This window comes from Telmatospirillum sp. J64-1 (assembly GCF_006980715.1).
Classification (GTDB): Bacteria; Pseudomonadota; Alphaproteobacteria; order Rhodospirillales; family Magnetospirillaceae; genus Oleiliquidispirillum; species Oleiliquidispirillum nitrogeniifigens.
The window spans coordinates 70,196-84,155 of sequence record NZ_SBHN01000013.1 but is presented as its reverse complement, the minus strand read 5'-3'; the positions used below and the strand labels follow the sequence as shown (position 1 = coordinate 84,155).

13 protein-coding genes and 1 pseudogene are annotated in these 13,960 nt (G+C 66.0%); all 14 read right to left on the bottom strand.

What is annotated here, in order from left to right; all coding sequences use genetic code 11:
* Window positions 1-14: 14 nt before the first annotated feature.
* Window positions 15-3,482: a double-strand break repair helicase AddA gene (gene addA, locus EPD66_RS13520; protein ID WP_142849042.1), complete on the bottom strand. Its 3,468-nt coding sequence runs from the start codon at window positions 3,480-3,482 to the stop codon at window positions 15-17.
* A gap of 155 nt (window positions 3,483-3,637) precedes the next feature.
* Window positions 3,638-4,294, bottom strand: a complete 657-nt coding sequence (locus EPD66_RS13515; RefSeq protein ID WP_142849041.1) for a phosphoribosylanthranilate isomerase — start codon at window positions 4,292-4,294, stop codon at window positions 3,638-3,640.
* 4 nt (window positions 4,295-4,298) lie between these two features.
* Window positions 4,299-5,024 carry an orotidine-5'-phosphate decarboxylase gene (gene pyrF / locus EPD66_RS13510; protein ID WP_142849040.1) on the bottom strand — a complete coding sequence of 242 codons (726 nt, stop codon included), beginning with the start codon at window positions 5,022-5,024 and terminating at the stop codon, window positions 4,299-4,301.
* Between the two features lie 72 nt (window positions 5,025-5,096).
* Window positions 5,097-5,930 (bottom strand): hypothetical protein, encoded by an 834-nt coding sequence (locus tag EPD66_RS13505; RefSeq protein WP_142849039.1) that lies wholly within the window; start codon window positions 5,928-5,930, stop codon window positions 5,097-5,099.
* A gap of 2 nt (window positions 5,931-5,932) precedes the next feature.
* Window positions 5,933-6,334: a lipopolysaccharide assembly protein LapA domain-containing protein gene (locus tag EPD66_RS13500; protein ID WP_185961411.1), complete on the bottom strand. Its 402-nt coding sequence runs from the start codon at window positions 6,332-6,334 to the stop codon at window positions 5,933-5,935.
* Window positions 6,335-6,338: 4 nt separating this feature from the next.
* Window positions 6,339-6,632: an integration host factor subunit beta gene (ihfB, locus tag EPD66_RS13495; RefSeq protein ID WP_142849037.1), complete on the bottom strand. Its 294-nt coding sequence runs from the start codon at window positions 6,630-6,632 to the stop codon at window positions 6,339-6,341.
* Between the two features lie 292 nt (window positions 6,633-6,924).
* On the bottom strand, window positions 6,925-7,947 hold the full coding sequence (locus tag EPD66_RS13490; RefSeq protein WP_142849036.1) for a branched-chain amino acid ABC transporter permease: 1,023 nt from the start codon (window positions 7,945-7,947) through the stop codon (window positions 6,925-6,927).
* A 1-nt stretch (window position 7,948) separates the two neighbouring features.
* Window positions 7,949-8,836, bottom strand: coding sequence for a branched-chain amino acid ABC transporter permease (locus EPD66_RS13485; protein WP_142849035.1), 888 nt, complete (start codon window positions 8,834-8,836; stop codon window positions 7,949-7,951).
* Between the two features lie 4 nt (window positions 8,837-8,840).
* A complete protein-coding gene (locus tag EPD66_RS13480; protein WP_142849034.1) occupies window positions 8,841-9,590 on the bottom strand; it encodes an ABC transporter ATP-binding protein in 750 nt (249 codons plus the stop codon).
* A complete protein-coding gene (locus tag EPD66_RS13475) occupies window positions 9,583-10,338 on the bottom strand; it encodes an ABC transporter ATP-binding protein (protein WP_142849033.1) in 756 nt (251 codons plus the stop codon). The genes EPD66_RS13480 and EPD66_RS13475 overlap by 8 nt, the downstream gene beginning before the upstream one ends.
* Before the next feature lie 88 nt (window positions 10,339-10,426).
* Window positions 10,427-11,644 (bottom strand): ABC transporter substrate-binding protein, encoded by a 1,218-nt coding sequence (locus EPD66_RS13470; RefSeq protein WP_142849032.1) that lies wholly within the window; start codon window positions 11,642-11,644, stop codon window positions 10,427-10,429.
* Entirely contained in the window at window positions 11,641-12,087 is a 447-nt protein-coding gene (locus tag EPD66_RS24820; protein ID WP_370511882.1) for a class I adenylate-forming enzyme family protein, read from the bottom strand. The genes EPD66_RS13470 and EPD66_RS24820 overlap by 4 nt, the downstream gene beginning before the upstream one ends.
* Before the next feature lie 45 nt (window positions 12,088-12,132).
* A pseudogene (locus tag EPD66_RS13465) lies at window positions 12,133-13,184 on the bottom strand (class I adenylate-forming enzyme family protein); the annotation flags it as partial.
* Window positions 13,185-13,417: 233 nt separating this feature from the next.
* On the bottom strand, window positions 13,418-13,858 hold the full coding sequence (locus EPD66_RS13460; protein ID WP_142849031.1) for a DUF305 domain-containing protein: 441 nt from the start codon (window positions 13,856-13,858) through the stop codon (window positions 13,418-13,420).
* Window positions 13,859-13,960 lie beyond the last annotated feature (102 nt).

The following is a 13,960-nucleotide window of genomic DNA, read 5'->3' as shown; positions in this document are numbered from 1 at the left end:
CCCTGTCCAACACCCTATCCGATCTGGTCCAACAGACCCGACAAAGCGTCGTCCAGGCGATGATTCTCCAGCAGCATCAGGCTGGGGCCGTCGGTCCATAACAGGCCGCAGCGTATGGCCCGGCCGGGATAGATGCAGGCCAGCGCCATGCGATAGGCCGCCATCTGGCGCAGATAGAGCTCCGGCACGTCCTCCACCTTGCGCGGCGGGCGGCGGTTGGTCTTGTAGTCGATGATCAGGACTTCGCTATCGCTGACCAGCAGCCGGTCCACCTGGCCGGAGATCACACGTTCGCCCACCATGCCGACCACCGGCACCTCGGCCCGCGATCCGGGACCGAAGATCGGCGCGAAGGTCCGGTCCTCCAGGATCGACGCCACCTCGGTGGCGATCAGCGCCTGTTCGCCGAAACTCAGGCCCCAGGGCGATTTCGCCAGGAAACGGGCCATGGCCGCGCCGCGTTCGTGCTTGGGCAAGTCGGGCAGGATCTGCAGCAGGCGGTGGACCAGGCGGCCGCGCCGGAATTTCGCGCCGTCATCCTCGCCCAGGGGCGAACGCACCGGCGGTTCCTCGCCTTCGGGACGGGACGGCGCCAGCGGACGCGGCGGGCTGGGCTCGCGCCCCGGCGCGGTCAGCGCCCAGGCGGGCAGACTGTCGGCACCCATGGCCGCACGCTCGGCCTTCGGCGCCTGTTCGGGCACCTGGCGTTCCTGGCGGCAGGACAGGCGCAGCAGGGTATTCGTAGCCGTCTCGCCCTGTTCGGCGAGGAAAGGATCCTCGACTTCCTCGCCCAACGCATTCATGGCGCGCTTGATCAGGTTGTACCAGCAATCCTCGGGCTCGGCCTTGCGGGTCTGCCAGCCGCAGACATAAAGCCGGTCCTCGGCCCGCGTCATGGCGACATAGAGCAGGCGGCGATATTCCTGGTCGCGCGCCTTTTCCGCCTCGGCCCTGGCCTCCCGGCAGGCCTCGTCTTGCATCTCGGCGCGCGGCGGCCACAGCAGCACCTCGTCCTCACGCCCGCCCAGCCAATAGAAGCGCGGTGCCTTGGCCGGGGCCTGAAGCGTATCGGGCAGGAAGACGATGGGCGCCTGCAGGCCCTTCGAGCCATGGACGGTCATGATGCGCACGGCATCGCGCGTGCCCTGTTCCAGGTCGCGCTTGATCTCCACATGGCCGGTCTCCAGCCAATGCAGGAAACCTTGCAGCGACGGCACATGGGCGCGTTCATAAGCCAGCGTCAGGCCGAGGAATTCGTCGATGGCATCCTCGGCTTCCGAACCCAGGCGCTCGACCAGCTTGCGCCGCCCGTCCTTGGCCGTCAGCACATGGTTGAACAATTCATGGGGCGGCATGCGGTCGGCGCGCGCCAGCAGGCCCGACAGCATCTGCCAAGCCGCCTCGAAGGGAGCGTTGCCTTCCGCCCCTTCTTCGCGCAGGCGCTGCCACAGATGCTTTTCGCGGCGGTTATAAGCCAGGCGAAACAGATCCTCCTCGCTCAAGCCGATCAGCGGCCCCTTCAGCACGGTAGCGAGCGTCAGGTCGTCATCGGGCAGCAGCAGGAAATTGGCCAGCGCCATCAGGTCCATGACCGCCATCTGCTCGGTCAGCACCATGCGGTCCACGCCCGCCACTTCCACCTTCAGCGTCTTCAGCTCGCGCACCAGTTCTTCCACGAAGGCCGAACGGCGGCGCAGCAGCACCATGATGTCGCCGGGGCGGATGGGACGGTTTTTGGACTCCAGCCGCTCGCCGCCTTCCACCATCTTCTGGATGCGCCGGGCCACCAGCTTGGCCAGGCGGGTACGCGGGGAATCCCCCCGGATACGCTCGATCGGCGGCTTCCAGGCCTCCGGCTCGTCGATGGCGCGCGGCTCGACCGGCGGCCACAGTTCGACCAGCCCGGCATCGCTGTCGCGCCAAGAGATATGGCGGATATTTTCGTCGCCGAAGGCCACGCCATCGCGCCCGGTCCCGTCGGCGAAGACCTTGTCCACCACGTCCAGCACGGCGCGGGTGGAGCGAAAGGAAATCTGCAGATCGACCAGGCGCAGTGGATCGCCCAGCAGGTTCAGCCGCTCGGCGAAGCTGCGGCGCATCCGCTCGAATTCGCGGGGATCGGCGCGCTGGAAGCTGTAGATGGATTGCTTGACGTCGCCCACGGCGAAGACCGTGCGCAGGGTCTCGCTGGCGCTGAGGCCCGCGAAGAAATCCTCGGTCAGGGCGGCGACGACGGCCCACTGGTCGGGGTTGGTGTCCTGGGCTTCGTCGATCAATACATGATCGATGCCGCCGTCGAGCTTGTAAAGCACCCAGGCCGAGACGCCGGGAGCGGACAGCAGGCGGCGGGCGGCCAGGATCAGGTCGTCGTAATCCAGCAGCGCCCGCCCTTCCTTGTGACGCTGATAGGAGGCCAGCAGCGCCTCGCCCAGGCGTAGCAGCCCGGCAGTGGCCTGGGCGGTGACGGCGGCGCGCCAACGGTCCTGGACCCGCAGCAGCCGCTCGGCCTCCTTCAGCAGGATGTCCGCCACATGGGGCGCGGCCTGCAAGACCTTCTTGGTGCACAGGGTCTTGCGGATCTCGCCGGTCGAGGTGAGATAGGCACGCAGCCAGTCGCGCCAGCCGTCCACCCGGGCTTCCGGCGCCGCCAGCCATTGCGCCATCAGATCGGCGCGTTCGACATCCGTCTTGCTGCCCTGGTTCAGGGCCTCCAGCGCGGCGCGGCATCCGCCGGCGTCGAAGGCGCTGTCCTCGCAGGCCGCCGCGATGACCGCCTGCGGCGTCTCGCCCCGCTCCAGTCCCAGGCGCTTGTAGAGGGCGGCAATCAGCCCGTCCACCCCGCCTTCCCGCTCGATCATCCGGCGCAGACGCCCGCGTTCCGAGGCCAAACCGTTCATCAAATCGGGAAACATGGATTCATGGACATGGCCCGTCACCTCGGCCAGGGCCTTGGCCAGCAGGTCGTCCTCGCCCGAGCGGGCGCGCATCAGAACTTCTTCCTTGGCCCCTTCCAGCAACTCGCCCGCATCGCGGTCGTCCATCACCTGGAAATGGGGCGCAAGGCCCGCTTCCAGCGGAAAGCGGCGCAGCAGCGACTGACAGAAGGCGTGGATGGTCTGGATCTTCATGCCGCCCGGCGCGTCCAGCACCTGGGCGAACAGGCGGCGTGCGGTGGTGCAGCGTTCCTCGTCAGGCGGGCTGCCCAGCAGGCGACCCAGCTCGTCCGCAAGCTGGTCGTCGGGCGCGGTGGACCAGCGGGCCAGGCGGGCGGCGATGCGGTTGGACATTTCCGCCGCCGCCGCCTTGGTGAAGGTCAGGCAGAGCAGGCGATGGGGCGGCGTCCCGGCCAGCAGCAGGTTCAGTACCCGGTCGGTCAGCACCTTGGTCTTGCCGGTGCCGGCCGAAGCGCCCACCCAGACCGATTTGACCGGGTCGGCGGCAAGCCGCTGAGGAATTTCGGGATCAGGCCGCTGATGCGTCATGGACACCCTTCAATGAAATCCGGGGCCCCAACACCCGGTGGTTTTGCATCCTTCGAGACGGCCCTGCGGGCCTCCTCAGGATGAGGGGGAAATAGCCTCACCCTGAGGAGACCGCGCAGCGGTCGTCTCGAAGGGCGAGGCGGGCCATCCCTCTATTACAAACTCAGCGCCAGATCCAGGAAAGCCTTGATCTTCTCGGGGCTCTTCACCCCCGGCGCATCCTCGACGCCCGAGGAAACATCGACGATCCGCGCGCCGCTCTGGCGCACGGCCTGTTCCAGATTGCCGACATTCAGCCCCCCGGCCAGCATCCAGGGCAGCGGCCAGGACTTGCCCTGCAACAGCGACCAGTCGAAGCTGGCGGCATTGCCGCCGGGCAGGGTCGCACCTTTCGGCGGCTTGGCGTCGAACAGCAGCCAATCGGCCACGTCCAGCCATTCATCCACCCGCGCCAGGTCCTCGGCACTGCCGATGGACAGCGACTTCATCACCGGCAGGCCGTATTCCTGGCGCAGCGCTTCCACCCGTTCCGGTGTTTCCTTGCCGTGCAATTGCAGGATATCCAGCCGCACGTAATTCATCACCGAATCGAGCAGGCTGTCCTCGGGATCGACGAACAGGCCGACTCGGGCCAGTTCCTCCGGCTCCAGCTCGGGCGGCAGCAGGCTCAGCAATTCCTGAGCCCGCTCGACCGTCACCGAACGCGGCGAGGGTGGATAGAAGACCATGCCGATGAAGGACGCACCGCTTTCATAAGCCGCCGCCATGGCCTCTTCGCTGGTAATGCCGCAAATCTTGACGTCGACAGCCACGTCTCTAGCCCTCCGCCAGTTCTTCGGCGATGCGCCGCGCCGCGACGGCGGGATCGGACGCCTCGGTGATGGGACGCCCGATGACCAGGTAGTCGGCCCCCGCGGCCATGGCTTCCGCCGGTGTCATGATACGCTTCTGATCGTTGGCGGCGGCCCAGGACGGACGGATGCCGGGCACCACCAGCTTGAAATCGGGACCGCAATGGGCGCGCAGATCGGCGGCCTCGCGCGGCGAACAGATGACGCCGTCGCAACCGGCGTCCTGGGCCAGGGCGGCGAGGCGGCGCACCTGATCGGCGACCGACGCCGTCACGCCCGTTCCGTCCAGCCCCGCTTGGTCCATGCTGGTCAGCACGGTCACGGCCAGGACCAGGGTGCGGGAACCACCCTGGCGGGCCTGGGCCTCGGCGGCTTCATCGCAGGCCGCGCGCATCATCTCGGTACCGCCGCAGGCATGCAGCGTGGTCATGAAGGGGCGCAGCCGCAGGGCCGAACGCATGGCGCCCGCCACGGTATTGGGAATGTCGTGGAATTTCAGGTCGAGGAAAAGCGGCAGGCCGCTTTCGGCCACCGCCTCGATCCCGGACGGGCCGTTGGCGCAGAAGAATTCCAAGCCAAGCTTGATGCCGCCGATGCTGCCCGCCAGTCGCTGGGCCAAACCTGTAGCTTGGCTGACATCGGTCGTATCCAGCGCGCAGAAGACGGGAGAGGCGGAAGAGGGAGAATGCATCGGGTAATCGCTTCGGTGGTCAAAGCTTCTTGTTACAGCGGTTTTATGCGGAAGGGTAAATGAAAGTTCGTGTCAGGCCCATTCCATCACCATTCGCGCGGCCACATGGTCGGCAAAGGCCGTGCCGACGGGAAGGAAGAAGGTGATCTGGGTGCCGTCCTGCCGCCCCGGATGCCGCCCCCGCGCCAGATCGGCCAGGTCGGCGCGCAGGGCATCGGGCGCGATAACGCCCTTGCGCAGCGTCTGGGCCAGATCCCCGGCACGCCGCAGGCCCGCCTGACGGGCATCGGCGAACAGCGCCGCGCGCCGCATGGCCTGGTCGTCGGCGCTGCGCAGATCGGGCCGGTTGGCCCCCGCAAGCTCGACATAGGTCCCGGCCTTCAGCCATGTCCCCTGAAGCAACGGCGCGGCCGTCCCCGCCGCCACCAGGATACGTCCCGCTTGTCCCACGGCCGCGGCCAGATCGGACACCGTCCTGCCGCCCACCGCCGCCGCCAGGGCGGCGGCCTTGGCCTCATCGCGGCCCCAGACCAGGAATTCCGCGCCGGAGGCATTCGGGGCATGGGCGCGGGCCAGGGCGGTGGCCAGTGCCCCCGTCCCCACCACCAGGATCGGCGCCACCTCGCGGCGGGCCAGGAAGGAAGCGCCCAGCAGGGAAACGGCGCAAGCACGCAGGCGCGCCAAAGCCGGGCCGTCGAAGACGCTCCCTTCGAGGTCGACAGGATCCTGCCGGGTACACAGATCCGAGGGGCCGGCCTCCACATGGACGCGCCGCACCGGCATGTCCTGACCCTCGGCCAGGGCGGCCTGCAGCCGGGCCGACAGCGCCGCCAGGAAGGCGGGCTGCCCGGCCAAGCCGTCCAGGGCGGCCGCGTCGAAACGGCGCCCCGCCTCGGTGCCTTGCATCGTCAGTTCAGGGGACGGGCCGACGAGGGCGGCGCCTCGGTCGAAGGATGTTCCAGGGTGGAGGACGCCGGGGCGACGATGACTTCGCGTCCCGCCGCGTCACGTCCGGGCTCGACCAGCGTGGCGGCCTTGGCCTTCAGTTGTTCATTCTCGCGTTCCAGGGCGCGCAGGCGGCGGCGGTCGGCCCGCGCGGCGGAACGGCGGCGGCCCTGGCTGAACCACAGGATCACGGCACCCGCCAGCAGCCCCACCATGAACGGCACCAGCACGATCAGGAAGAGCGGCAGGCTGAAGGTGAAGGGTAGCGGCCACAGCTCGACCGTCGTCGTCTGCCGGTTCGAAACGGCGAAGACGATGGCGATCACGGCAACGGGTAGTCCGATCAGCCAGGCCAGGACACGCAATGAACTACTCCTCGTCGCCGCCGGTATTCAGCCGCTCGCGCAGCTGCTTGCCGGTCTTGAAGAAGGGAATGGCCTTTTCCGTCACTTCCACCGACTCGCCGGTGCGCGGGTTGCGTCCCTGGCGGGCGTCGCGGTGCTTGACCGAAAAGGCCCCGAAGCCGCGCAATTCAACACGATCGCCCCGCGCCAGCGCTCCGGCGATCTCGTCGAAGATGGTGGTGACGATGCGCTCGACATCGCGCTGGTAGAGATGCGGGTTCTGCTCCGCAATGCGGGCGATGAGCTCCGACTTGGTCATGGCGCGATCAATTCCTAGAAGCCTTGATGAACGGGCGGCATCGGCGCCCGGACCTGGAAAGTCTGCCCAAGCATCCCCCCTGCGTCAAGATAAGCCTTTCATTAACAACACTTTACGTCTGAACCGCGCGAGTGCAAGGGGCAGGAGGCCAGATTGCCGCAGGGCATAAGGGCCAGCCGCCAAGAAGGAGAATGCGGAAGGATAGGCCCGCCCCGCCGCTTGGGTCGGCGCCCAAAAAAGAAGGCGGTGCATGCACCGCCTCAAGGTTTTTCTCCTGGGGAAGGATATCCGCCTATGCCGTCTCCGGCGCTCCGGCCGAGGGGGGCGTGCGCCCGGCGGGCTTGTCCGCATGCCCTCCCGGCACCGCCTTCTCGGCTTCGCGCTTCTGGTTGCGGCGGCGGGAGATGAAGGCGTTGAACTCGCCCACGATGCCCCGGCGGAACATCAGCACACAGGCGACGAAGATGACGCCCTGGATGATGGTCACGAAGGCGCCGAAGGTGGCGAAGTAGTTCTGGATCGACACGACCAGCAAGGCGCCGACGACGGGGCCGAACAGGGTGCCCATGCCGCCCAGCAGGGTCATCAGCACCACCTCGCCCGACATATGCCAATGCACGTCGGTCAGCGAGGCCAGCTGGAAGACCAGCGACTTGGTCGATCCCGCCAGGCCGGACAGGGCCGCCGACATGACGAAGGCGGTCAGCTTGTACTGGTCGACCTTGTAGCCCAGCGAAATGGCGCGCTGCTCGTTCTCGCGGATGGCCTTCAGCACCTGGCCGAAGGGCGAATGCACCACGCGCCAGATCAGCAGGAAGCCGATCAGGAAGACCGCCAGCACGAAATAGTACATGGCCGTGTTGTTGGCGAGGCTGATGAAGCCGAAGAGATGGCCGCGCGGCACCGCCTGCAGGCCGTCCTCGCCGCCGGTAAAAGGCGCCTGGAGGGCGAAGAAGAAGACCATCTGGGCCAGCGCCAGGGTGATCATCGCGAAATAGATGCCCTGGCGGCGGATGGCGATGAGGCCGACGACCAAGCCCAAGCCAGCCCCCACCACCATCCCGGCCAGGATGCCGATCTCGGGCGGCAAGCCCCAGACCTTGACGGCATGGGCGGTGACATAGGCCGACATGCCGAAGAAGGCGGCATGGCCGAAGGACAGCAGGCCTGTGAAGCCGAGCAGCAGGTTGAAGGCGCAGGCGAACAGCGCGAAGCACAGCACCTTCATCAGGAAGATCGGATAGAAGAGCAGCGGCGCCACCAGAAGCCCGGCGAGCAGGATTCCGTAGATGATGTTGCGGTTCAGCTGGGACATATTAGTGCGCCTTCCCGAACAGGCCCGCCGGTTTGATCAGCAGGACGATGGCCATGATGACGAAGATCACGGTGGAGGAGGCTTCGGGATAGAAGACCTTGGTCAGGCCCTCGATGATGCCGAGGCCGAAGCCGGTCAGCACCGCGCCCATGATCGAGCCCATGCCGCCGATGACCACGACGGCGAAAACGATGATGATCAGGTTCGAGCCCATCAGCGGATTGACCGAATAGATCGGCGCGGCCAGAACGCCCGCGAAACCGGCCAGGGCGACGCCGAAGCCATAGGTCAGGGTGATCATCACCGGCACGTTGATGCCGAACGCCTGGACCAGGGTCGGGTTTTCCGTCGCCGCGCGCAGATAGGCGCCAAGCTTGGTCTTCTCGATCAGCAGCCAGGTGCCCAGGCAGACCGCCACCGAGGCCACGACAACCCAGGCGCGGTAATTGGGCAGATACATGAAGCCCAGATTCTGGCCGCCCTGCAGGGCGGCGGGCTGAGCATAGGGCAGGCCCGAGACGCCGTAGAGGTGGCGGAACACCCCTTCCAGGATCAGCGCCAGGCCGAAGGTCAGCAGCAGGCCGTAGAGATGGTCCAGCTTATAGAGGCGCGAGAGGAACAGCCGCTCGATGATGATGCCCGTCACGCCGACCAGCAGCGGGGCGAGGATCAGCGCCGGCCAATAGCCGATGCCCAGGATGTTGAGCAGCAGATAGGCGAAGAAGGCGCCCATCATGTATTGCGCGCCATGGGCGAAGTTGATGATGTTGAGCAGGCCGAAGATCAGCGCCAGGCCGAGGCTCAGGATGGCGTAGAAAGCGCCGTTGATCAGGCCCAGCAGCAGCTGGCCGAACAGGACCTGCGGCGGGAAGCCGAGAAGTTCCGCCATGGCGTCAGACCCCCAGATATTCTTCGAGCTTGGCGCGGTTGCGCTCCAGCTCGCTATTGGCGATTTCGTCGATCACCTGTCCATGCTCGACCACGTAATGGCGGTCGGCGACGGTGGCGGCGAAGCGGAAATTCTGCTCGACCAGCAAGATCGTCAGGCCGCGTTCCTTGAGCTGGCGGATGATGGTGCCGATCTGCTGCACGATCACCGGGGCCAGACCCTCGGTCGGTTCGTCCAGCAGCAGCATCTCGGCCCCGGTGCGCAGGATGCGGGCGATGGCCAGCATCTGCTGCTCGCCGCCCGACAGCTTGGTGCCCTGCGAGGTGGCGCGTTCCTTCAGGCGCGGAAACAGGTCGTAGACCTCCTCCAGGCTCATGCCGCCGGGCTTGACCACGGGCGGCAGCATCAAATTCTCGCGCACGTTCAGGCTGGCGAAGATGCCGCGTTCCTCGGGGCACCAGGCGACGCCGAGGCGGGCGATCTTGTTGGGCGGCAGGCTGATCGTCTCGGTGCCCTGATAGCGCACGGACCCCGTGCGCTGGCCGACCACGCCCATGACGGATTTCATGGTGGTGGTCTTGCCCGCGCCGTTGCGGCCCAGCAGTGTCACCACCTCGCCCCGGCGGACCTGGAAGGTCATGCCGTGCAGGATATGGGATTCGCCGTACCAGGCCTGGAGATTCTCCACCTCCAGCAGCGCCGGCGCGGCAGCAGCGCCCGGGGACGGGCGGACGGACGTGTTGGTGTCAAGCATGGCCGGTCCCCATATAGGCTTCGATGACTTCGGGATTGCTGGACACCTCTTCGTAGGTGCCCTCGGCCAGGATCTCGCCGCGCTGGAGCACGGTGATGGTGTCGCACAGCTTGGCGACCACCGACATGTGATGTTCGACCATCAGGATGGTGCGGTTGGCCGAGACCTTCTTGATCAGGTCCGAGATGCGGTCGATATCCTCGTGCCCCATGCCCGCCATGGGCTCGTCGAGCAGCATCATCTCGGGGTCCAGCGCCAGCGTGGTGGCGATTTCCAAGGCGCGCTTGCGGCCATAGGACAGCTCGCCCGCCGCCACATCGACGAATTCGTCCAGGCCGACGGCGGAAATCAGCTCGCGGGCGCGCTCGTTGAGCACGTCCAGGCTCTTGTCGGAACGCCAGAAATGGAAGGTGGTGCCGAGCTTGCGCTGCAAGGCCACCCGCACATTCTCGAGCACCGACAGATGGGGGAAGACCGCGGAAATCTGAAAGGAACGCACCATGCCTTGGCGCGCCAGGTCGGCGGGCTTGGCATGGGTGACGTCGCGGCCGTTATAGATGATCCTGCCCTGAGTCGGCGTCAGGAACTTGGTCAAGAGGTTGAAGCAGGTGGTCTTGCCTGCGCCATTGGGGCCGATCAGGGCGTGGATCGAGTGGCGACGCACCTTCATGGTCACGTCGTTGACGGCGACGAAGCCCTTGAAAGCCTTGGTCAGCCCTTCGGTCTGAATAACGTAATCGGTGCTCATGCCCGTCTCCATGGTCGGAGGAAACCAAGCCTTCCGGCGGGACGGGAAACCGGCAGGACCCGGCCCCCCGCCCCTTTCCGCGGAAGGGTCAGCTCGCCTTCTTCACCAGCGGGCATTCCTCGGACAGCGGACGATAGGCTTCCTCGCCGGGAATGGTGCGCAGGATGTTGTAGTAGTCCCAGGGACCCTGGGATTCCTCGGGCGTCTTGACCTGGGCCAGATACATGTCGTGGACCATGCGGCCGTCTTCGCGGATCACGCCGTTCTCGGCGAAGAAGTCGTTGATGGGCGTGGCACGCATCTGCTCCATCACCTTGTCGGAATTATCGGTACCGGCGGCCTCGATGGCCTTCAGGTAATGCATGACCGAGGAATAGACGCCGGCATGGGCCATGGTCGGCATGGTGCCGCCCATGCGCTGGGCGAAACGCTGGGCCCATTCGCGGCTTTCATCGGTGCGGTCCCAATAGAAGCCGGTGGTCAGCAGCAGGCCCTGGGCGGTGTCCAGGCCCAGCGAGTGGATGTCGCTGATGAACAGCAGCAGGCCGGCGAGGCTCTGGCCGCCCTGGACGATGCCGAATTCACGCGCCTGCTTGATGGCGTTGATGGTGTCCGAACCGGCATTGGCCAGGCCGATCACCTTGGCGCCCGAGGCCTGGGCCTGAAGCAGGAAGGAAGAGAAGTCGGAATTCGGGAAGGGATGGCGCACCGCGCCCTTCACTTCGCCGCCCGCCTGCTTGACCACGGTGCTGGTGGTGTTTTCCAGGTCGTGGCCGAAGGCATAGTCGGCGGTGACGAAGAACCAGGAATCGCCGCCCTGCTGCACCACGGCGCTGCCGGTGCCGACCGCCAGGGCATAGGTGTCGTAGGTATAGTGGACGCCATAGGGCGAGCAGTTCTTGCCGGTCAGGGCGGTGGAACCGGCGGCGTTGTTGACGACGATCTTCTTGCTCTCGCGGCCCACTTCCTGCACCGCCAAGCCGACCGACGAGGTCACCAGGTCGAAAATGGCATCGACCTGTTCGGCATCATACCATTTGCGGGCGATGGAGGAGGAAATGTCGGCCTTGTTCTGGTGGTCGGCCGAGACGACCTCGATCGGCATGCCGCCGATCTGGCCGCCGAAATCCTCGACGGCCATGCGCGCGGCCTCGACCGAGCCCCGCCCCGACAGGTCGGAATAGGTGCCCGACAGGTCCGTCAGAACGCCGATCTTGACCTTGCCGTCGGTCAGTTCCAGCGCCTGGGCCGCACCGGTGACCAGCGACAGGGCTGTCGCCATGCCAAGGAATGCACGGAAATTCATTGAAAGCCTCCCAAATTTTCTGGTTGTTCAAGCATGTTCCTCAGCGCGGTCTTGAGGACCTTGCCGTAGTTGTTCTTCGGCAGCGCCTCGACGAAGCGATAGCTCTTCGGCCGCTTGAAGCGGGCGATCTGCGCCAGGCATAGGGCATCGAGTTCCTCGGGCGTCACCGTTTCGCGGGTCACCAGGAAGGCGACCACTTCCTCGCCCCATTCCGGATCGGGGCGACCGATCACGGCGGCTTCCGCCACCGCCGGATGACGGAGCAGCACTTCCTCGACTTCGCGGGGATAGATGTTGCTGCCGCCGGAAATGATGAGGTCCTTGGAGCGGTCCTTGAGCGTCAGGAACCCCTCCTCGTCGAACAGGCCGACATCGCCGGTATAGAGCCAGCCGTCACGCAGGGCCTGGGCGGTGGCGGCGGGGTTGTTCCAGTATCCGGCCATCACCACATCGCCGCGCACCACCACCTCGCCCGCCTCTCCGGGGGGCAAGGGCAGCCCGGCCTCGTCGACCACCCGCACCTCGACATTGCAGAAAGGCGTGCCGACCGAGGCCAGGCGCTGCTCGAAACGCGGATGGGACTCGTCGAGCAGCCGCCATTTCGGCATGGCGGCGATCGACATCGGCGCCTCGCCCTGACCATAGATCTGCGCCAGCTTCGGTCCCAAGGCCGCCAGCAGGCGGCGGGAATCGGCGGCATAGAGGGGGCGCCACCGGCGATGATGGTCTTCAGGTTGCCGGTATCGGTCGAGCCCATCAGCGGGCTGTCGAGCAGGCGGTGGATCATCGTGGGCGCGACGAAGAAACTGACCCCACGATGGGAGGCGATCAGGTCGAACATCTCGGCCGGATCGAATTTCCCGCTTTCCGGCACCACATGGGTCGCCGCCGCCGCCACATAGGGCAGGATGTAAAGGCCCGAACCATGGGACAGCGGCGCGGCATGCAGGATGGAATCGCGCGGCCCGACCGTGTCGACGTCGACGAAATAGGCGCAGCTCATGGCCATCAGGCTGCGATGGCTCAGCAGCGCGCCCTTGGACCGCCCCGTCGTGCCGCTGGTGTAGAACAGCCAGGCGCCGTCCAGCGGCGTACATTCCACCGGTTCCATCGGCTCGGCGGCGCAGAGGGCGGCATAGTCACGGCTGGAAACGGGGATGATGCAGGGCGCGGGCAGCAGGCCGGCGATGGCGTCGTTGACCGTCTGGGCGGTGTCGTCGGTGACGAAGCAGAGGCGCGCGCCGCAATCTTCCAGGATCTGCCCGATCTCGCGGGCATGCAGCCGGGGATTGACCGGCACGGCGATCAGTCCGGCATACCAGATGGCGAACAGGGTTTCGAGATAAGGGACGCTGTTGCGCATCACCAGCGCCACCCGATCACCGGGCCGCAAGTCGTGACGCACACGCAGCGCGGCGGCGATGCCACCGGCACGGCGGGCCAACTGTCCATAGGTCAGAAGGCGCTGGCTGCCCAGGGCCACGGCCGGAAAATCGGCACAAGAGGTCCCGGCGCGGGCCAGCAGATTGCCCACGTTCATCAGACGTTTACTCCCTTGCGGACCAGACCCGTTTTCGGATTCTGACGTGCTGTCTTTCCGACATGCACGCGGTCCTGCGCACCGAAGAGCATGACGACAAGTCGCAAGGGGGGGCACCCCCCGAACGGGGGGAAAAGCAAGGACTAGCCTTCAGGGCTAGAACACTGCCTAGTTCGATGGCCGAGGGCGCGGCGCGAAGGAAAAGGCGGAAAAATGGCGCCCGCCCCGTCGCCTCAATAGCGGGACAGGATCTGCTGCATCTGATCGATTTCCCGCTGCTGGGAATCGATGATCTGTCCGCAGAGCCGGACGATCTCGGGATCGGTGATCGCAGCCTGCTCGCACACCAGAATGGCGCGGGAGTGATGAGGAATCATTGCCCTCAGAAACTGCTCGTCCCCCACCAGGACTTCCGCCCGCCCGAGCCACAAGGCGGCCACGAACAGAAGGGCGAAGCCGAGGATCAGCGCCATGTTCAGCGCCTTGTTCGGAAACATTCCCCCCATGAGGACAAGCATGAGGATCGCCATCGGCGCGACCATGAGAAGCGCCATGTAGAAGTTGCTGATATTAAGGTGGAAGTGATCCCAGCTATTCACGAAGGCCATCGTCAGGACGAACATGACCGCCGTATTTATGATGAGCATGAGGGCAAACTTGGCGTAAGAATTCATCTTTCTCCCCTCGCCAGGAGACACCATCCCTGCGGCATATATGTTACCGCCTGGCATGACGGGCATTGGGAAAAGGGGGTAAAGCAGCGGCCCGGCCGCTTG